The organism is Kaistia nematophila, assembly GCF_026343855.1.
GTDB lineage: Bacteria > Pseudomonadota > Alphaproteobacteria > Rhizobiales > Kaistiaceae > Kaistia > Kaistia nematophila.
The window spans coordinates 149811-168670 of sequence record NZ_JAPKNK010000002.1 but is presented as its reverse complement, the minus strand read 5'-3'; the positions used below and the strand labels follow the sequence as shown (position 1 = coordinate 168670).

The following is an 18860-nucleotide window of genomic DNA, read 5'->3' as shown; positions in this document are numbered from 1 at the left end:
TTCACATTCGGGTCGCGCGAGCGAGGATGTTCATGGTCGTGAGCACAAACTGTTTGCGGTCGAGATTGAGCGCCTCGACCTCGGCCGAAGACTGTCGCAGCTTTTCCCACACCTCCGCCCAAGTCGCAAGCGGCGTCGCCGCAACGCTTTCGGGTATCGGAGAGCCGTCAGGCTCCGGCAGCGCGCGGGCGCGGCGGTTCAGCCAGGCGAAGACGAGATCGACGAAATTTGCGAAAGCCTCGTCGGCGCCGCGCTGGGCGACCAGGTCGCCAAGGGCATGGGCCGCCTGCCCGTCCAGCTGCGGAAAGCGCGCCACGACCCGCGAGAAGGCGCGCCCGATCGCCGCCGCGTCCTCGTCCAGGAAGCCGATGGCGCGGCGCAGGCTCCCCTGCCCGGCCTCGGCGGCGAAACGCCTGATGTCGGCCTCGGCGTCGGAATGCGCCTGCAGCGCCGTCTCGATCGCCGGCACCGTCAGGAGCGGCAGGTCGAGCCGACGGCAGCGCGAGCGGATGGTCGGCAGCAGCCGGCCCGGCGCATGCGAGATCACCAGGAAGAGCGAGCGCTTCGGCGGCTCCTCCAGGATCTTCAGCAGCGCGTTGGCGGCGTTGGGGTTCATGTCGTCGGCCGAGTCGACGATGGCGATCCGCCAGCCCGCCTCGCCCGCCGTCGAGCCGAAGAACGGGATCGTGCGCCGAATCTCGTCGATCGTCAGGCTGGCCTTGAAGCGCTTGCCCTGCTCGTCCCAGGGGCGCGACAGGGTCAGGATGTTGGGATGCGAACGCGCGGCGATTTTGGCGGCGGCTGGCGAACCGGCCGGCACGGCGAGCGTGGCAGCATCCGGCGCCCGCGCGGGGTCGGGATAGGTCAGCGCGAAGCGGGCGAAACGATAGGCGAGCGTCGCCTTGCCGATGCCGCGCGGCCCGCCGATCATCCAGGCATGGTGCATGCGCCCGCCGCGATAGGCCTCGACCATCAGCCGCTCGATGGCGGGATCGCCATGCCACTCCGTCTGCTCTTCCGGCAGGGGCCAGCCCTCGATGGCATCGGGGCGCGTCATGTCCGGCACAGCCATGCGACTAGCTCACGCTTTCTTGGATTCGCTGCCGAACGCCCTGCCAGATGGCCTCGGCGACGGCGTCCTGGGTCTGGTTGGCGTCGATGACGAGGCAGCGATCCGGCTCGACGGCGGCAATCGCCAGGAACAACGCGCGCCGGCGCTCGTGCCGCTCCACCGTCTCCTTCTCGAAGCGGTCCGGCGGGCCTTCCTCGCCGCTCCGCCGCCGCGCCGCGCGCTCGAGGCCGATCTCGACCGGCAGGTCGAGCACCAGCGTCAGGTCGGGCCGCAGGCCACCGATGGCGATCTTCTCGAGGCTGTCGAGCAATCCCGCATCGACGCCGTCGGAGCCCTGATAGGCGCGGGTCGAATCGATGAAGCGGTCGCACAGCACCCAGTCGCCGCGTTCGAGTGCGGGACGGATCAGCCGGTCGACATGATCGGCCCGCGCCGCGGCGAACAGCATCGTCTCGGCCTCGGGTCCGAGCGGCTCGGCCGCGCCGGACAGGATGAAGGCACGGATCTGCTCGGCGAGCTCGGTGCCGCCCGGCTCGCGCGTCAGCACGACCGAATGCCCCGTATCGCGCAGGCGCTCGGCCAGGCGACGGATCTGGGTGGATTTTCCCGACCCCTCCCCGCCCTCGAATGTGATGAACCGACCCGGCAAGCGCGTCATAACTTCCCGCGTCATAACTTCCATTGTGGCAGCCACCCGATCAGCAGTTGCTGGACGGCATCGAGGGCGCGCTGATCCATCGACCCCTTGGCGACCGCGGCGGTCGTGTACAGGGGCTTCTCGAGGATCTGGGCGTCGCCGACCCAGACCCGGACAACGCCGACCTCTGTGCCCTGCTGGACGGGCGCAAGCAAGGGGCCCGTATAGACGATCCGGGCGCGAATGCGGTCGCGGTTGCCACGCATCAACAGAATGTCGAGCGGCTCGCGCGTGGCGAGCCCGACGGAGCCCGTGGCGCCGCCATAGACCCGCGCATCGCCGACCGCTTCGCCGCGGTCGAAGAAGCGCAGCCTCTCGAAGGCGGTATTGCCCCAGTCGAGCAGCTTGCGCGCTTCCTCTGCCCGCTCCTTGTCGGAGGCCAGCCCGCTGACGACGACGATCATGCGATGGCCGTCGCGAACCGCCGACGCCGTCAGGCCATAGCCCGATTCCTTGGTGAAGCCGGTCGACAGGCCATCTGCGCCGAGGCCGGCAGCGAGCAGCGGATTGCGGTTGCGCTGGTAGATCTTGTTCCAGGTGAAATCGGGCTCGGAATAGATCTTGTAGAGGCCCGGATAGGTGCGGATCAGGTAGTCGGCGATCTTGTAGAGATCCCGCGCCGTCACCTTCTGTTCGGGATCCGGCAGCCCGGAGACATTGGTGAATTGCGAACCGGTCAGGCCGATTTCCTTGGCCTTGCGGTTCATCATGTCGACGAAACTGCCTTCCGAGCCGGCGATCCCCTCCGCCAGGATGATGCAGGCGTCATTGCCCGCCTGCACGATCGCGCCGCGCAGCAGGTCGGAGACCGCGATTGACGAATTCAGCTTGGCGAACATGGTGGCGCTGGCCGATGGCGCGCCACCGGTCCGCCAGGCGTATTCGCTGACGGGAAAGCTGTCCTCGAGATGGATCTTGCCGGCGTGGATGGCGTCAAACACCACGGCCATCGTCATCATCTTCGCCATGGCGGCCGGCTGGAACGGCGCGTCCGGCTCCTTGCTGTAGAGGATGGTGCCGGAATCGACGTCCACAAGCAGCGCGCTCGTCGCCTTGCCCTCATACGGGGCGGCAAACGCAGTACGCGGCAAAAGAACCGCGACCAGGGCCATCAGAATGGCCGGCACGAGGAGAAAGCGCAGCGAGGGCCGGTGAAGAGACATCACGAAACGCCGGGCGCCAAAACCACAAGGAAGGCGGCCGGCGGCCGCCCTCTTCTGGTTAACAGGCCCGACGCCTCGCGATCAATGCCGAACCTGGTCAGCGGGTGACCAGGTAGGCGCCGGGAAGACCCGCCGACCGTACCGAGCGGACGGCTTCCTCGCCATTCAAGGTGCGATCGGCGACGACGAGGCGAACCGATTGCATCGTCTTGCCACCGACCGAGATGCTGGCCGCCGTGACGCGGCCGAGATCGGCGAAACGACCGGCCAAGGCCTCGGCGTTGGACGTGTTCGAGAAGACGCCGAGCTGGATCACCGGCGCATCGGCGCCGCGATCCGCAGCGGCGCGCTGCACGGCCGCGTCGAGCGCTGCCTGAAGCTTGTCCTGGCTTCGTGCGCCGGACGCCATCTCGGCAGCCGCCAACTGCGCCGGCGAGACGGTTGCATCGGCCGCATAGGAAGAACGGGCCGAACGCGGGACCGGCGGCGCATAATCATCCGACGACCACGACGCCGGAACCGGCTCGGCATCCGAATAGCCGACCGGGCTGCTGACCGTATAGGTGCCGAGGCTGCGCTCGCCGTAATTGCTGCCGGCCGGGACCGGAGCCGGCGCGGCGTCCGCGACGACGCGGGGCGCGGGCTGGGCCTCGTAATAGGCGACAGCCGGATCGAAGGCCGTGCCGCCATAGTAATCGGGACGGGTGCGCGGGACCGGAGCCAGCGCCGCCATGACGATGGTCGGATCGGCGCTCGGCGCGCGCAGCGCCGGCTTGGGCGCCATCGCCAGCATGGTGTCGCCGGAAACGCTGCTGCCTGGGCCGCGATAGGACGCCAGCAGCATGGCCTGGTCGTGGCCTTCCATGCGGGCCGGGCCGATATATTCGACCTTCACCTTGGCGGTGCCGTGATGCTTCATGTCGAGCACTTCGGCCGTGCGGGACGACAGGTCCATCACGCGGTCGCTGGCATAGGGGCCGCGATCGTTGACGCGAACGGTGATCGAGCGGCCGTTGCGCAGATTGGTGACGCGCGCGTAGCTCGGCAGCGGCATGGTCGGATGAGCGGCGGAGAAGCCGTCCATGTCATAGACCTCGCCATTCGCGGTATAGCGCCCATGGAAGGCGGAGCCGTACCAGGAGGCGTAGCCGACGGCGGTGTAGCGCTTGTTCTCGAACGGCTTGTAGACGCGGCCCTTCACCGTATAGGCCTTGCCGACCATGTAACGCCCGCCGCCCTGCGGCACGGGCTGGCCGTATTCGACCACGCGCGGGCTGGCTTTGACGCCATATTCCTTCTCGGAGAAGTATTCCTTGCTGCGCTTGGTCGGCTTGGAGGGGGCCGTGGCGCAGGAAGCCAGGAGAGCGGCAGCGGCGACGGCGGTCGCAGCCTTCAGCATCACCCTGCCCTGCGGTGCATCCGGGCCCAAAAGACCCAGAATGTATTTCTTGGAAATCCCCATCTCACCTATCCGATAGCAGCAACTGTGGTCCTTGTCGATTGGACCGACCGTTGCCGACGCCTTTCGGGTCCAGACCGGCGCGCGTGGGCACGAGATTCCAGTCAAGACATACGAGCGCATTCAGCCGGTTTCGCCTTTCCGGCTGGTTAATCAACCGTGGCCAAATTGCGTCAATTGCGGGGTGCGGCAGCGGCGCGCGCAAGAAGGTTAAGCAATTCTCTCCAGGCCGCGGCGCGCCGGGCATCATCCACATCTCGATGGCAGGTTCCGCTTGCAATCGGCGGCCGGGTTCCGCATTGATCCCCGGCCCGGACGGGTGGCCGAGTGGTTTAAGGCAGCGGTCTTGAAAACCGCCGAGGGTGCAAGCCCTCCGTGGGTTCGAATCCCACCCCGTCCGCCATCCCGTCGATTGCCCTCTTTAGCGCGATATTGCCGCCGATCACTGCACGCCACCAGTCGGCATGCAAGCCCGCCGATTCTACGCTACAGCCCGATAAATCTTGAATATCAGGCGTCAGCTTCCGACCTCGTTTCAGCCGTTGAAGATCGGATATCGAAACTCCGATAGCAGCTATCGCTCGCGCAATGCCGGGCGGCATCTCCAACCGTCCAAAATATTGGTTATTACTGTCTCCAGTGGCAATGTGGTGTCCACCTCGAGGTCATATCTGCAATAGTGATGTGTCTTAAGGTGGTAGCGTGCTTCGCCGATTTGACGGTTGCCTCGCTCTTTCTCGCGCCTCTCTATTTCGGCCAATGGCGCATGAACACCTACCCAGAAAACATCATAGGGGGCGAGGATAGCTTGCAACTGGGTCCACCAGGCGGCTTCCTCGACAATGTGCTCCACAAGTAGGTTATTGCCTGCTTCTGCGAACGCAGCAATCGACCGGTGGAAGCCATCAAAGAATCTCGCGCGCTCGTCAGAATGCACAAAATGCTTGTTAGCTCTGAACCCGGCATCAGCGAGTTGATCCGAAGCGTAATAGCAGAACGGATCTGTGATCGATGCGCGCAAGGCTTTTGCCAGAGTAGACTTTCCAGCGCTGGAAGTGCCGTTCAAAATGATAATTTGACTGGATGACATGGGTGTCCTTCTATTTTGGCGCCATTCTCGTCCAAAATCAGTCGGTCCGCAAAACCATCCTATTGCAACCGCTCGCTCATGCCTCAATTCAGGAGGGCTATATGGGCGACGTCAGGCTCGGCAAGCCTCGAATTCCGCCAGAACGTTCATCGCCTCGACGATTCGAAGCATGTCTTCTTCGTGAAGCGCCCGCTTCGGGCCGCGCATCACAATGCCCCAATTGGCACCGTGATCGCGTGTGAGCCGCAAAGCGCCGAGAAGCGGTTTGATCGGGGCCGCCCTGGCGTTTTTCAGGTAGTCCACATCGACGCGATATGGATTGAAGTCCATCGCTTGTTCGAAGCGGTACGGCTCGTCCGAGGTGACACGACCGATTGTCGTGAATGCCTGCACCGGTACGCCTTCACCCATGCCTTCGCGCGGAGAGTAATAGACGATCCAGTCGCCTTTCTTGAGAGACTTCACGGCGATGTGCTTGCCATGCCCAAGTTGGGCAAAGCCGCCGTCACGGCCTCCGCGCGCGTGCTGCGCCGATGCGACACCCATCCAGAACGTCATGAGCAAATCCTTTCGGAGCCGGTTGGGTGAGGCTGCGCGAGGCCACGGACCGTCTGTTCAACCACCTGTCGATAACTCGCCGTCGGCCGGTCGATCAGTGCGCTGAGTTGACGATCATTGTCCTCCAACGCCCCCTTGGAAGCCGCGACATCGGAGTCCGCGATGAGTTTGGCCGTGCTCTCGGGGAGACCCATGCCGACAAGTGCATTCTTGAAGGCAGCGCCGGGCATATCCTTATAGGCGATGGGCTTGCCGGCCGACGTTGCGATCGCGTCGGCAAGATCGGCAAGGCTGTAGCTCTGATCGCCCGCCAGCTCGTAGATGCGACCCGCCTGATCCTCGGTCGAGAGTACGACGGCCGCCGCCTCGGCAAAGTCGGCGCGGGTGGCGGTCGAGAACCGACCTTCGCCCGCACTGCCGATCACTGCCCCGTACTGAAGCGCCGGGGACACCGATGCCATGTGGTTCTCCATGTACCACCCGTGCCGCAGCAGCACGACCGGAAGGCCGGACGCCTTCAGGAGCGCCTCGGTCCGTCGGTGATCTTCGCCGAGCCCGAGCACCGACGTGTCGGCGTGAAGCAGGCTCGTATAGGCGAACAAGCGGACGTCCGAGGCCTTCGCGGCCTCAATGACATTCCGGTGCTGGCCGACGCGGTCGTGATCCGCGCTCGACGATATCAGCAACAGCCTGTCGATGCCCGTGAACGCCGTCAGGAGGGTGTCGGGCCGCGAATAATCAGCGATACGGAGTTCGATCCCCTCTGCGGCAATCTGCCTGGCAACGTCATGGTCGACGGACCGAACGCCCGCAACGATGCTGCTCGCCGGAACTCTCTTGAGAAGCTCGCTGACAACGAGGCGGCCTAGCTCGCCCGTCGAGCCGGTGATGAACAGCCGGGGCGCATCGGCATTTTTCATGTCGTTTTCCTCGGTCGTCAATTCAGGACTTCACGACCGTATGGGCCGTGATGGAGTAGCCGAAGGGATCGCGGAACGCGAAGTAGCGGCCGAACGGCCCGTCTTTCGGGGCGAACTCGATTTCGACGCCTTGATTGACGAGGTGGTCGTGGAGCGCGTCGGCATCGTCGCAGCCGAACCAGATGGCAATGCCCCAACCCAGCTTGTCGGTCGCCGGCAGGTTCACAACCGGTGTGCGGACGGCGAAAGGAACCGGCTTGGTGTCGAACACGACCGCTCCCGGCGGGCTCGTTCGCGCAGGCTGGAGCCCGACAACACCGGTGTAGAAGGTGCGCGCGACTTCAATGTCTTCGACTTGAATGCCAATGAAATCGGGTCCGATCAGATGCGGCATGACGGGGCTTCCTTTGATTGCCGGATTTGATAATATCAGTGAGCTTATATTGTATAAGGGCCCTGATATGTCAATGCGAGTTTGCTGATGGACGACCCCTATGCGACGATCGGCTTCGCGCTGAAGCAGGCCCAGCAGGCGCTCCGGACGCGCATGGATGCGGAGCTGCGACAGATCGGCCTGACCACGCCGCAATACGCGGTGCTCGCCTACTTGAAGGTCGAACCTGGAGCATCCAACGCCGCGCTTGCGCGCCAGGCCTTCGTCACGCCGCAGACGATGCAGGCTATTCTCGTCACGCTCGAGAAGTCGGGTTTCATCAGGCGCACGCCCCATCCGGAGCACGGCCGCGTTCAGAAGACCGAGTTGACGCCTACGGGGGATCAGGCTCTGGAGGCGGCCTCAGCAATCGTTGCCGATGCCGAGAGGCGCCTCGTCGATGCCGCGGCGCCGCTCGATCCTGAGCTTGTCGCAACCATGCTGATGCGGCTGGCAAATGCCCTCCGATAACGGCGGCTTTCGCGATTGGTGAGCAGGAGGACGGACGCCGCCTTGGCGACATCCTTGAACCCGGCCGCGGGGGGCGCCATGCCGCTCCGGGCTGGTTCAGACCTGCCCCCGACCAGAGCGCCAGGTCGCGGAGGTCGCCCGCCTTGGGATGATCAGCCGCCCACCCCATCCGGCAGGGGAAGGCCATGCAGGTCGAAGATGCGGGCTTCCGTTCCGAAATGTCGGGGCAGCCGCTCGGCCTCGAGCGTCAGAATCGTGGCGCGAGGGTTGGAGACGCCGGGCTCAGGCGGTCGATGTCCGGCACGTCGAAGCAGTCCGCGTCGACGTAGGGAAGGTTCGGCAGTATCAGGAATTCGTCGCCACGACGCTCGCCACCCTGCGGCCGCGCTCGTACCAGTTGCGGGAGCGGTTCACGATCCAGACGACGGAGAGCATGACCGGCACTTCGATCAGCACCCCGACGACGGTCGCGAGCGCCGCGCCGGACCGGAAGCCGAACAGGCTTATCGCGGCCGCCACGGCGAGCTCGAAGAAGTTGGAAGCCCCGATCAGCGCTGACGGCCCGGCCACGCAATGGCGTTCGCCGGCGACGCGGTTCAGCAGATAGGCGAGCCCGGCGTTGAAATAGACCTGGATCAGGATCGGCACGGCGAGCAGCGCGATCACCATCGGCTGCGCGATGATCTGCTCGCCCTGGAAGCCGAAAAGCAACACCAGAGTCGCCAGCAGGGCGATGAGCGAGGCAGGTCCCAGCCGCGCCAGAAGCCGGTCGAGCGCGGCCTGGCCACCGGACGCCAGCAGGCGGCGGCGAACGAGCTGGGCGAGGATGACCGGCATCACGATATAGAGCGCCACCGAGAGAACGAGCGTTCCCCAGGGCACGGTGATGGCCGAGAGGCCGAGCAGCAGGCCGACGATCGGCGCGAAGGCCAGCACCATGATGGCGTCGTTGAGCGCAACCTGGCTCAGGGTGAAATGCGGCTCTCCCCGCGTCAGGTTCGACCAGACGAAGACCATCGCCGTACAGGGCGCCGCCGCCAGGATGATGAGGCCGGCAATATAGCTGTCGATCTGGTCCGCCGGCAGAAGAGGCCGGAACAGCCAGCCGATGAACAGCCACCCAAGCAGCGCCATGGAGAACGGCTTGACCGCCCAGTTGACGAACAGGGTCACGCCGATGCCACGCCAGTGGCGGCCGACTTCGCCGAGCGCCGCGAAGTCGATCCGAAGCAGCATCGGTATGATCATCAGCCAGATGAGCGCCGCGACGGGAAGATTGACGTTGGCGATCTCGATCGCGCCGATGGCATGAAAGAAGCCCGGCATGACGTGGCCGAGAGCGATACCGGCCAAGATGCAGAGAGCGACCCAGATCGTGAGATAGCGTTCAAACGTGGACATGCGCCGCCCTCATGCCGTCGCTACGCGGCGACTCTCGGCGTCGATGACGCGCTCGCCGTCTTCCTTGATGAACTCGCCTTGCTGGGGCGGCAGCAGGTCGAGGACGGCTTCCGACGGACGGCAGAGCCTGACGCCTTTCGGGCTGACGACGATCGGCCGGTTGATCAGGATCGGATGCGCCATCATCGCGTCGACAAGCTGCTCGTCGGTGAGCGCCGGATCGGCCAGGCCGAGCTCCGCATAAGGGGTGCCCTTCTCGCGCAGCAGCGCGCGGACGGGGATCCCCATCCGCGCGACAAGCTGAATCAGGAGCGCGCGGGATGGCGGCGTCTGCAGATATTCGATGACATGCGGCTCGACGCCCGCGTTGCGGATCATCGCCAGGGTGTTGCGCGAGGTGCCGCAGTCCGGATTGTGGTAGATGATGACGTCCATCGACTTGCCTCACAGGGAGCGGTTTGGGGAACGGGGAGCGCCCTGACCGGGCTGGCAGCAGGCCGATAACGCGGCGACCGCCGGATTGCAGACGTCGGGATGACCCTGGCAGCAATCGCGCATGAGGAATTCGACGAGGGCCGAAAGCGCGGGATAGGCGGCGCTGTAGATGATCGAGCGCCCTTCGCGCCGGGATACGGCGAGGCCGGCTTGCTCGAGATGGCCGAGGTGGAAGGACATGCGCGATGAGGATGCTCCGTCCATCGCCTCGCCGATGGCGCCCGCCGACAGCCCTTCGGGCCCGGCTGACACGAGGAGACGTACAATCCGCAACCGCGTCTCCTGTGAGAGCGCTGCAAAGGCGTCGAGGGCTCGCTGCTCGTTCATAGTAATCTCAATATCTCAAGAATCGTTGATATATTAATCTCGCAAACCCGACCGGATTGCCAGCCCCCTCGGCTGCCAGGGCGAGCGCGCTGTGTAGAAGCCACGGACAACTAGGCAGGTGGCTGGGTCGCCGGTACATCTCGACCGCCGGAAGCCGTCAGGCCACTCCTCCAATTGCGTCGGATGCAAGACTTGCGGGACGGCGGTATTCGCGCATACCAAGGTGGCACCGCTATCGGTCAGTCCGTGTGCCTAGCCAGAGCCATACCGGTCGACCCAGACATCGAGGTCGATCACGATGACGCCAAACCTCTTTATCCTTGGCGCCGGCAAGTGCGGCACGACCTCGCTCTATCACCTTCTGGAACGGCACCCCGACATCAAGGTCAGCGAGATCAAGGAGCCCAGCTTCTTCTGCAGCCACTTCCAGGTGGTGAGCAATCCCGTCACTTATTTCGGGCTCTTTGCCTCCGACCGGAAATATCGCGTCGATGCCTCGCATGTCTATTTCTCGAATCCGGAGACAGCCCCTCTTCTCGCCAATTTGTTCCCGGACGCGAAGTTCCTCCTCATACTGCGGCAACCGCAAGCCCGCGCGCACTCGCTCTACCAACACATGCGCCGGGCGCCGCACGCCGACGGCCGCTCGCAGGAGTTGGTGGAGAGCTTTCACGAGGCGCTGGAACTGGAGGCGGAGCGCTTCGCTTCCCGGGACTTCCACGCCACCTGCCGGCAATATTTCTGGAATTTCATGTATATGCGCTCGTCCCTTTATGACGGACAGCTGAAGCGCTACCTCGACCTCTATCCGCGCGAACGCTTCCTGGTAATGAGCCTCGCCGAACTCCAGCAGAATCCGAGGCGGATTCTGGGCTCGATCGGCGACTTTCTGGAGATCGACTCGGCCGGGTTCGGCGACGACATCCCCTTCGTCAATGTCGCGCCGGCCTATGACCGCTTCGCCCCGGAGAGCGCAGCGTTGATGGACTCGTTGTTCGAAGGCCTCACGGATCGGGTCGACCGTCTCGTTGGTCGTCCGCTGGACTGGTCGATTTAGCCTGCCCGCCTCCCATCCTTCCTCGTTTCCAAAGCCTAAGAATTAACCCGGGTAATATTGATCAAATAATTATACCCGGGTATAACGCGGCAAACACAGACGCCGAACGCGCCGCCGACAGGATCGGGAAAGAGCCAGATGAACACCGCAACCGCCAATGGAATCGAACTCGCCTGGGACAGCTTCGGCGAAGCCGCTGACGTGCCGATCCTGCTGGTCGCGGGCCTCGGAACGCAACGGATCCGCTGGATGGAACCGTTCTGCTCGGAACTGACGTGCCTCGGCTATCGCGTCATCCGTTTCGACAATCGCGACACGGGCGGCTCGACCCATTTCGATGCCTATGCGCCTCCGGACTTCGGCAGGCTGGCGGCGGAACTGATGGCCGGGCAACGACCGGATGTGCCCTATACGCTCGACGACATGGCGGCCGACGCCATCGCCCTGCTGGACAGCCTCGGCATCGAGCGGGCGCACGTCGTGGGACGATCCATGGGTGGCATGATCGCGCAGGTCATGGCGAGCGAGCAACCTGCCCGGGTGCTCTCCCTCACTTCGATCATGTCGAGTACCGGCAACCCGGCGCTTCCGCAGGCAACGCCCGAGACCTTGGCGATGATGATGCGCCCGTCGCCCGATCCGGCGGCCGATCCGGAGGGATTTTTCGCGCAGCGCATCGCCTTTGCGCGCCATATCGCAGGTCGCGGCTATCCTTTCGACGAGGCGGCCCAGCGCGGACTGCTGACGGAAGAAGTCCGGCGGGGCTATGCGCCCAACGGCGCGGCGCGGCAAATTGCGGCCATGGCGGTCGCGGGCGATCGGCGCGAGCGACTGGCGACGATCACGGCGCCAACGCTCGTCATCCATGGCGTCGAGGATCCGTTGATCCCGCTCGCCTGCGGCGCGGATACGGCGGCCTCGATCCCGAACGCGGCCTACATGCCCATCGATGGCATGGGGCATGACCTACCGCCGGAGCTCTACCGGGCGGTCGCGAGGGCGATCGACGGCGTCGCCCGGCGGGCCCAGAGCTTTCCTGACAAGGGAGTTCAGGCTGGCACGTAGGTCAGCCGGATCACGCCGTCGCCGACCGCCTCGTTCGCCACGAGGCGGAGCCGCGGCCGGGGGCCGGCGAACAGCGGCTTGCCGCCGCCGACCACGACGGGGTGGAGGTAGAGGCGATAAGCGTCGATCAGACCAATCTGGCCCAGGCTGTGGGCGAGATCCGGCCCGCCGACCTGTATTTCCCCGTCGAGCTCAATCTTCAAGCGGTGCAGCGTCGCCTCGACGTTTTCGGCGACCAGGGTTGCGTTGGGGCCAACGGATCGTAGCGAGCGCGACACGACCCATTTTGGCTGGGCCCGCCACGCGGCGGCGAAATCGCGTTCCGCCGCGTCCCATTCGGGATGGGCCTCGTCCCAGTAGCGCATGACCTCGTAGAGCCGGCGACCGTAGATGCTGCCCACCTGGCCCTGCGCCTGCTCGATGAAATGACGGAACAGCGTCGGGCCGGGCGCAAACGCCATGTGGTCGACATAGCCGTCGAGCGACTGGTTCATTCCAAAGACGAACTTCGCCATGCTGCAACCCTCCGTCCTCGGGCGAGGATAGCCTGAACCAGCCACCGGCAGAAGCATAGAGCCGCCAACCGCGCCGCCTTGCCGGTCAGCGGTAGAAGGCCGAAGGTGCGATGCCGAAATGCCGGCGGAACATGGCGGCGAAGGCGCTCTGGCTGGCATAGCCGCAATCGAGCGCGACATCGATCATTCGCCTGCCCTGGGCGATCAGGCTCAAGGCCTGCAGCAGGCGCGCCTGCTGTCGCCATTGCGCGAAGCTCATGCCGGTTTCGCGGGTGAACAGGCGGTGGATCGTCTTCGCGCTCACCCCCAGCCGGCGCGCCCATTCGTCGGCCGTTGCCGTATCGGCCGGATCATCCATCATCGTCCGGCAAACCCGCGCCAGCCTCAGGTCGCGCGGCAGCGGCAAATGCAGCGGCAGCACGCGCGACACCCGCAATTCGTCGACGAGCAGTTGCAGCAGGCGTTCGTCACGGCCGCCGGCCGGGTAGTCGAGCGGGATCCTCGCCGCCGCCACGATCAGTTCGCGCAGCAAAGGCGACACCTCGACGACGCAGGTGCGCTCGGGAAGGTTCGGCACAACGCCATCATCGATGAAGACGGTGCGGATCTTGACCTCGCCGATCATGCGGACCTCGTGCTCCAGGCCGCGCTCCAGCCAGAGAGCCCGGCTTGGCGGCACCACCCACGATCCGCTCGGCGAGCGCACGATCATCACGCCGGCAATCGCATGCAGCAACTGGCCGCGCGGATGGGCGTGCAGACCGGTCGAGGTGCCGTCCGGATAGTTGACCTCCATCGCGGCCATGGCGCGGTCGGTATCGTGATAGTCCAGATGGCGGGCGGTGAGGTCGTGCGGCATGTCCCAAACTCGACAGTTCATGTCAGCATAGCGCGATACGAACCATCGGTGAACCGTTAGCGTGGCCAGACAATTCCACCGCACCCGGTTCACCGCATGAAAAGCTCCCCCTACAGCAGAACAGCGTTTCTCTATCCGTTGTCGGCCGTCGCGCTCTGGTCGGGCAATGTCATCGTCTCGCGAATGTCGGCCCACACGATCGGGCCGGAGGCGATCACCTTCTATCGCCTTCTATTCGCCGTGCTCCTGATGAACGGCTTCGTCGCGCTTCCCGCCTGGCGAAACAAGGCCGCCATCTGGCCGCATCTCGGCCAGTTCGCGATCCTTGGCTTTCTGGCGATGTGCCTGTTCCAGAGCCTGTCCTATCTCGCCGCCGAAACGACGACGGCGACCAACATGGCCGTGTTCACGGCGCTGACGCCGCTTCTGACCGTCGCCCTCAGCGCCGTCCTACTGAAGGACACGCCAACGATCGGCATGGTCGGTGGCGGCCTGCTGTCGCTGTTGGGGCTGATCTATCTGGTGAGCGGCGGCTCGCCGGCCGCGCTGCTTCGCGACGGCGTCCATCTCGGCGATCCGCTGATGTTCGCCGCCGCGCTCGTCTACGCGCTCTACGGCGTCCTGCTGAAGCGCTGGAACCTGCCAGTCACCGGCTGGCAATCGACCTACATGCAGGCCCTCTGCGCGCTGGTCATCATGTTCCCGGCGTTCCTGGCGACCCCGGCGCCGCTGCGGGCGCTGAACCGCGAGACCTTGCCGCTGATCGCCTATGCGGGAGGCCTCGCTTCCGTCGTGCTGCCTTTCCTCTGGATCCGCGGCGTGCAGATCCTGGGGCCGAGCCGCTGTGCCGCGTTCATGAACCTGTTGCCGGTGATGACGGCGCTCGGCGCGATCCTGATGCTCGGCGAACCGGTGCGCCTCCACCACATCATCGGCGGCGGCGCCGCCCTGGCCGGGGTCGCCTGCGCCGAGATCTTCCGCCGGCCGCTCCGTATCGCGCCGGCAACCCTTCCCAAGACCGTTCACTGAAGAGGAGATCGGCATGACCGATCAGCAACATCTCGACCTCCTGCGCCGGATCGCCGAAGCGCTGGAGCGGCTGGCGCCGCCCGTCGCCGCGTCCGGCCTCGAGACCTTCGTCGAAGGCTATCTCTGGCTCGGCAAGGACGGCCGGCTGAAACCCATACGCCGGATCACCCGGGTCGATCTCGAATTGCTCAAGGGCATCGAGCCGCAGCGCGAGGCGCTCCTCGACAATACGCGCCGCTTTATGCGCGGACGACGCGCCAACAATGCACTGTTGTGGGGCGCGCGCGGCACGGGAAAATCTTCGCTGGTCAAGGCGGTGCATGCCACAGTCTGCGGCGAGATAGCGGATCGGAATGCCCTCGCGCTGGTCGAGATCCAGCGCGAGGATCTCGCCAGCCTGCCCGACCTGCTGACACTACTGGAAAGCGCACCGAGCCGTCGGTTCATCGTGCTTTGCGACGACCTCTCTTTCGATGCCGGAGACGCCGCCTACAAGTCGCTGAAAGCGGTGCTCGACGGCAGCCTGGCCGGGCGGCCGGAAAACGTCCTCTTCTACGCGACATCGAACCGGCGACATCTACTGGCTCGCGACATGATCGAGAACGAGCAGGCGACGGCCATCCATCCCGGCGAGGCGGTCGAGGAGAAGGTCTCGTTGTCGGATCGCTTCGGCCTGCGCCTCGGCTTCCATAACCAGGATCAGGAGGGCTACCTCGAAATGGTGCTGGCCTATGCCGACCACTACGGCCTGCCCTTCGCCGCCGAGGATCTGAAACGCGATGCGCTCCATTGGGCGATGCAGCGCGGCAGCCGTTCGGGCCGGGCCGCCTGGCAATTCATCCAGAGTCTTCCCGATCCGATCGGTGCGTGATCGACGCGGCGCCCGTCCCAGTCTGGCCGGCATCGAGGCACCCAACCGCCTTTGGGATCAACGGGTTTCTCCCGCCAGTCTCTTGACCGGATATAGGCCGCCGCCTACAGCTGCGGACCAGCTTTCGGCGCCGGTTCGCGCCGGAATCTGGCCGCAGCGTTGCCAAAGGCCCGCGTTCTCGATGGTTCGCGGCCCAATCCCAGGGAGCCGGTCCTGAGCCGTTCCGACGAATTCAAGGCTGCCCTGCTCGCCGAGGGTGTCGATCTCGCCATGATCGAGGCGGCGGCCGGGCTGCCGCCGGTGAAGGTCAGCAGCCCCGAGGAAATCGCCGCCCGGCGGGCCGAGCGGCGCGAGCGCATTGCGCGCGAAAAAGCGGACGGAAAACGCAAGGCCGACGGATCAAAGGTCGATCCATCGGCGGCAAAGAAGCCTAAAGCGCGCTAGCGCCCGCGCAGCGTCTCGACATTCGTCGGGCCGAGATACCAGTCCCGCGCCTGCACCTCCTCGAAGACGACCCAGACGTCGCTGTCGCCGAGGCCCGTGGCCTCCTTGATGGCCTCGGTCACCTTGGCGGCGATCGCGGCCTTCTTGCCGGCGGGATCGCTGGCGATGACTTCCTTGACGATGCGGATATTGACGAACGGCATTCCACCCTCCCTTGGCGGCGACATTGCCAGGCGGCGCGGCGTCGTTGGATGCGCCACGTCCGGCTGCACGCAGTCTGCAATCCTTCCGCGTCCGGCGCCAGTACGCGACGACAAAGACCTGATCGAATGCGGTAGCGTCAGGCACCGCCTACGTCCTATGGCGGTCGATGCCGTCGAGATGGCTGAATCGAAGGTTCGGCTACCCGCGCCCTATCGTGCTCGAGCCGAGGCCTCCGGCCCTCCGGCTTCATCCCGCGCCCCAGATACGCGCAGCACGATGAGGGTCCACGCCCATGTCGATCGGCAGCATTCCGTTTGCGTTTGCCTTCCTGCTTTCCGCGACGCTGGTCGCCCTGTTTTGCCGGCTCGCTCCGTGGTTCGGACTGGTCGATGCGCCGACCGCCCGCAAGCGGCATCAGGGACGCGTCCCCGTATGTGGGGGGATCGCCATGTTCGTCGCCCTGCTCGCGGCGACGGCGGTGCGCGAGCGCTTTCCTTCAGTCGTCCCGCAAGCCTCGACACTGGGCTCCAGCTCCTGGCCGCTGATCGGGGTGTTGGGTGTACTGGTCGCGATCGGCATCGCGGACGACCGGTGGGAGTTGGGAGCGACGGTGAAGCTCGCGCTTCAGCTGGCGGTGGCCGGCATATTGCTGGCAGTGGCGGCGCCTGCCCCCCATGGCGGCATGCTGGACCTGCCCGGACTCATGCCGGCGGGCGGATGGCTGGCGGTACCTGTCACGCTTTTCTTCGTTGTCGGCATCATCAATGCCTTCAACATGATCGATGGACTCGATGGGCTGGCGGGCGGCATTGCGGCGGTGGCGCTTGCTGGCCTTGCCCTGGCGGGCACGCTTTCCGGTCACGCCCGGCTCGTTGACGATAGCCTGCTGCTGCTCTCCGTCGTGCTGGGATTCCTGGTCTTCAATCTCCGCCGCCCCGGCTTGCCGCGCGCCCTCGCCTTCATGGGCGATGCCGGCAGCATGATGCTGGGATGCGCGGTGGCGGCGATGGTCATGGAGCTGTCGGCGGAGCCGATCGCGGATCGGACCGGCGCGGCGATGTTTCCCGCGTTGCTCTGGCTGGTCGCCATTCCGCTCATCGACACGCTGAGCCTGATGGTTCGACGCCCGCTCGCAGGGCGCAGTCCGATGGCGGCGGATCGTCGGCATCTGCATCATCTGCTGCTGGACGCCGGAGCAACGCCCTCGCAGGCGACAGCGCTGCTGATCGCGATCGCCGCGCTTCTCGGCACCGTCGGCATCGCCGGCATCGTCACACAGATGTCGGCCGTCTTGCTGCTGGGCGGCCTTACCATACCCGTGCTGGCCCACACGGCATTCGCGTGGTCCTGCGGATACCGTCAGCGGCGGCGCGTGCCGCAGACGGCCCTAGCGATTTCGTCCGAGCCGGCAGAGTAGCCCGCCGCGCCGAAATCCCGCCGGCGCCCGAACCGTCGGCGCCTCCGGCGCCTGCAGCAACGCCAGCCAATCCGCGATGCCCCGGGAACGCAGGTGATCACGTTCGAACACATCGCGCGCGCGATGGCCCATGGCTTCGCAGAGCGGCCTGTGACGACCGAGTTCGGCTATGCGGGAAGCGAGATCGGCACTGTCGCCGATCGCGACCGCATGGCCCAGATCCCGGGACCGCAGCAGAGTCGCCACCTCGCCATCCCCAGCTCCGATGAACAGGGCCGGCCTACCCGCGGCCAGAATGCCGTAGAGCTTGCTCGGAACGACATAGGGCTCCAGCGCCGGAAGCAGCGACACCAGATGAACGTCGGCGGCGGAAAGGCTCTCCGCCAGTCTTTCCCTTGGTTGCAGTGGACGCAACAGGATATTGTCCAGCTTGCGGCGCCGGATCTCGTCCTCGACGCGCTGGCGGCCGAAGCCGCCGCCGATCAAGAGAAAGCGGATGTCCGGCGCGTCCCGCAGCCGTTCGGCCGCGTCCAGCAACGTGGCGAATTCATGCGCGCGCCCGAAATTGCCTGAGTATCCAACGACGAAGCAATCCCGAAGGCCCCACTCCGTCCGGAGGGGATTGCCCGCCGGTGCGACAGGCCGGATCTCGTCCTCCTCGGACCAGTAGGGCACGATGGCGATCATGTTCTCCTCGATGCCCCGCCCCCGAAGCCCGCGCGCCATGGCGACGGTGGGCACGACGTTCAGGACGGCTCGACGGAGCGACCAGTCTCGCACGGCCAACATGACCCGGCCCGGCAACCCTCGCCGGCCGATCATCCCGAGTTCGATGGCGACTTCCGGAAAGATGTCGTGCAGCCAGTTCACCAGTGGCGCCCGCCGCAGCGCGCAGGCCATCGCAAGCGACACCGACAGCAGCGGCGGATCCGTGCAGGCGATGACGATGTCCCCATGGCGAAGATGCGTCAGGCACCATGTCGCCGCGCCCGCATGGAAGCTCGCATAGTCCGAAGCCCGGCCCGCCAGGCGCTGTCGGCCGAAATGCGAGGTGGCGATCCGGTGCACCTCGACGCCATCGACAGTCTCGCGCGGCATCAGGTCCGTCGCCGGGCCGTCATGGTGGTATCGGCCCGTGACGACCGAAACCTCGATGCCGGCCTGCGCCAATCCGAACGCGAGGCTGGAGACCATGCGGCTGGTGGCCGATTCATCGGGATGGAAATAGCGATTGACGAATATGACGCGCATTCGGGATCGACGCCTCCGCTATTGGCGTCTCCAGCGTTTCGCGCGGCATCGCGAGCATCAAG

The 18860-nt window shown here is 65.5% G+C and carries 22 protein-coding genes and 1 tRNA gene; 8 read left to right on the top strand and 15 right to left on the bottom strand.

Annotation, left to right across the window (positions count from 1 at the left end; translation table 11 throughout):
* Position 1 precedes the first annotated feature (1 nt).
* From OSH07_RS05070 to OSH07_RS24505, 4 genes are all read right to left on the bottom strand, one after another.
* Positions 2–1072 carry a DNA polymerase III subunit delta' gene (locus OSH07_RS05070; RefSeq protein WP_266337531.1) on the bottom strand — a complete coding sequence of 357 codons (1071 nt, stop codon included), beginning with the start codon at positions 1070–1072 and terminating at the stop codon, positions 2–4.
* 4 nt (positions 1073–1076) lie between these two features.
* Positions 1077–1730 carry a dTMP kinase gene (gene tmk, locus OSH07_RS05065; protein ID WP_266337530.1) on the bottom strand — a complete coding sequence of 218 codons (654 nt, stop codon included), beginning with the start codon at positions 1728–1730 and terminating at the stop codon, positions 1077–1079.
* 11 nt (positions 1731–1741) lie between these two features.
* Entirely contained in the window at positions 1742–2932 is a 1191-nt protein-coding gene (locus OSH07_RS05060; RefSeq protein WP_266337529.1) for a D-alanyl-D-alanine carboxypeptidase family protein, read from the bottom strand.
* Between the two features lie 97 nt (positions 2933–3029).
* Positions 3030–4394, bottom strand: coding sequence for a septal ring lytic transglycosylase RlpA family protein (locus OSH07_RS24505; RefSeq protein WP_420909599.1), 1365 nt, complete (start codon positions 4392–4394; stop codon positions 3030–3032).
* 310 nt (positions 4395–4704) lie between these two features.
* On the opposite strand from OSH07_RS24505, the gene OSH07_RS05050 reads away from it, so the two are divergent.
* Positions 4705–4794, top strand: a tRNA-Ser gene (locus OSH07_RS05050).
* A gap of 171 nt (positions 4795–4965) precedes the next feature.
* On the opposite strand, the gene OSH07_RS05045 is transcribed toward OSH07_RS05050, so the two are convergent.
* The 4 genes from OSH07_RS05045 to OSH07_RS05030 form a co-directional block, all read right to left on the bottom strand.
* Positions 4966–5481 (bottom strand): chloramphenicol phosphotransferase CPT family protein, encoded by a 516-nt coding sequence (locus tag OSH07_RS05045; protein WP_266337528.1) that lies wholly within the window; start codon positions 5479–5481, stop codon positions 4966–4968.
* Between the two features lie 111 nt (positions 5482–5592).
* Positions 5593–6039, bottom strand: a complete 447-nt coding sequence (locus tag OSH07_RS05040) for an EVE domain-containing protein (protein ID WP_266337527.1) — start codon at positions 6037–6039, stop codon at positions 5593–5595.
* Positions 6036–6959: an SDR family oxidoreductase gene (locus OSH07_RS05035; protein ID WP_266337526.1), complete on the bottom strand. Its 924-nt coding sequence runs from the start codon at positions 6957–6959 to the stop codon at positions 6036–6038. The genes OSH07_RS05040 and OSH07_RS05035 overlap by 4 nt, the downstream gene beginning before the upstream one ends.
* 22 nt (positions 6960–6981) lie before the next feature.
* A complete protein-coding gene (locus OSH07_RS05030) occupies positions 6982–7353 on the bottom strand; it encodes a VOC family protein (RefSeq protein WP_266337525.1) in 372 nt (123 codons plus the stop codon).
* An 87-nt stretch (positions 7354–7440) separates the two neighbouring features.
* On the opposite strand from OSH07_RS05030, the gene OSH07_RS05025 reads away from it, so the two are divergent.
* Entirely contained in the window at positions 7441–7863 is a 423-nt protein-coding gene (locus OSH07_RS05025; RefSeq protein ID WP_266337524.1) for a MarR family winged helix-turn-helix transcriptional regulator, read from the top strand.
* A 345-nt stretch (positions 7864–8208) separates the two neighbouring features.
* Here OSH07_RS05025 and arsB read toward each other — a convergent pair whose 3' ends face one another.
* The 3 genes from arsB to OSH07_RS05005 are packed head-to-tail and all read right to left on the bottom strand — an operon-like array spanning position 8209 to position 10086.
* The gene (gene arsB, locus OSH07_RS05015; RefSeq protein WP_266337523.1) at positions 8209–9264 is read right to left on the bottom strand and encodes an ACR3 family arsenite efflux transporter; all 1056 of its coding nucleotides are present in this window, start codon (positions 9262–9264) and stop codon (positions 8209–8211) included.
* 9 nt (positions 9265–9273) lie between these two features.
* A complete protein-coding gene (gene arsC / locus OSH07_RS05010) occupies positions 9274–9699 on the bottom strand; it encodes an arsenate reductase (glutaredoxin) (protein WP_266337522.1) in 426 nt (141 codons plus the stop codon).
* A gap of 9 nt (positions 9700–9708) precedes the next feature.
* Positions 9709–10086: an ArsR/SmtB family transcription factor gene (locus tag OSH07_RS05005; RefSeq protein ID WP_266337521.1), complete on the bottom strand. Its 378-nt coding sequence runs from the start codon at positions 10084–10086 to the stop codon at positions 9709–9711.
* 298 nt (positions 10087–10384) lie between these two features.
* Between OSH07_RS05005 and OSH07_RS05000 the strand changes: the two genes are divergently transcribed.
* Both OSH07_RS05000 and OSH07_RS04995 read left to right on the top strand, forming a co-directional pair.
* Positions 10385–11143, top strand: coding sequence for a sulfotransferase domain-containing protein (locus OSH07_RS05000; protein ID WP_266337520.1), 759 nt, complete (start codon positions 10385–10387; stop codon positions 11141–11143).
* Positions 11144–11344: 201 nt separating this feature from the next.
* On the top strand, positions 11345–12208 hold the full coding sequence (locus tag OSH07_RS04995) for an alpha/beta fold hydrolase (RefSeq protein WP_266337519.1): 864 nt from the start codon (positions 11345–11347) through the stop codon (positions 12206–12208).
* Here OSH07_RS04995 and OSH07_RS04990 read toward each other — a convergent pair.
* Both OSH07_RS04990 and OSH07_RS04985 read right to left on the bottom strand, forming a co-directional pair.
* Complete coding sequence (locus OSH07_RS04990) at positions 12193–12723, bottom strand: dihydrofolate reductase family protein (RefSeq protein WP_266337518.1); 531 nt, start codon at positions 12721–12723, stop codon at positions 12193–12195. The genes OSH07_RS04995 and OSH07_RS04990 overlap by 16 nt on opposite strands.
* 85 nt (positions 12724–12808) lie before the next feature.
* Positions 12809–13582 carry an AraC family transcriptional regulator gene (locus tag OSH07_RS04985; RefSeq protein ID WP_266337517.1) on the bottom strand — a complete coding sequence of 258 codons (774 nt, stop codon included), beginning with the start codon at positions 13580–13582 and terminating at the stop codon, positions 12809–12811.
* A gap of 96 nt (positions 13583–13678) precedes the next feature.
* Here OSH07_RS04985 and OSH07_RS04980 point away from each other — a divergent pair, with 96 nt between their 5' ends.
* The 3 genes from OSH07_RS04980 to OSH07_RS04970 all read left to right on the top strand — a co-directional run bounded on the left by OSH07_RS04980 (position 13679) and on the right by OSH07_RS04970 (position 15926).
* Positions 13679–14611 carry a DMT family transporter gene (locus tag OSH07_RS04980; RefSeq protein ID WP_266337516.1) on the top strand — a complete coding sequence of 311 codons (933 nt, stop codon included), beginning with the start codon at positions 13679–13681 and terminating at the stop codon, positions 14609–14611.
* 13 nt (positions 14612–14624) lie between these two features.
* Positions 14625–15482 (top strand): ATP-binding protein, encoded by an 858-nt coding sequence (locus tag OSH07_RS04975; protein ID WP_266337515.1) that lies wholly within the window; start codon positions 14625–14627, stop codon positions 15480–15482.
* Between the two features lie 159 nt (positions 15483–15641).
* Entirely contained in the window at positions 15642–15926 is a 285-nt protein-coding gene (locus OSH07_RS04970; protein WP_266337514.1) for a hypothetical protein, read from the top strand.
* On the opposite strand, the gene OSH07_RS04965 is transcribed toward OSH07_RS04970, so the two are convergent.
* On the bottom strand, positions 15923–16129 hold the full coding sequence (locus OSH07_RS04965; protein WP_266337513.1) for a tautomerase family protein: 207 nt from the start codon (positions 16127–16129) through the stop codon (positions 15923–15925). The genes OSH07_RS04970 and OSH07_RS04965 overlap by 4 nt on opposite strands.
* A 293-nt stretch (positions 16130–16422) precedes the next feature.
* Between OSH07_RS04965 and OSH07_RS04960 the strand changes: the two genes are divergently transcribed.
* On the top strand, positions 16423–17547 hold the full coding sequence (locus OSH07_RS04960) for an MraY family glycosyltransferase (protein WP_266337512.1): 1125 nt from the start codon (positions 16423–16425) through the stop codon (positions 17545–17547).
* Here OSH07_RS04960 and OSH07_RS04955 read toward each other — a convergent pair.
* The gene (locus tag OSH07_RS04955; protein WP_266338172.1) at positions 17518–18741 is read right to left on the bottom strand and encodes a glycosyltransferase family 4 protein; all 1224 of its coding nucleotides are present in this window, start codon (positions 18739–18741) and stop codon (positions 17518–17520) included. The two genes, OSH07_RS04960 and OSH07_RS04955, sit on opposite strands and share 30 nt — an antisense overlap.
* Positions 18742–18860: the final 119 nt, after the last annotated feature.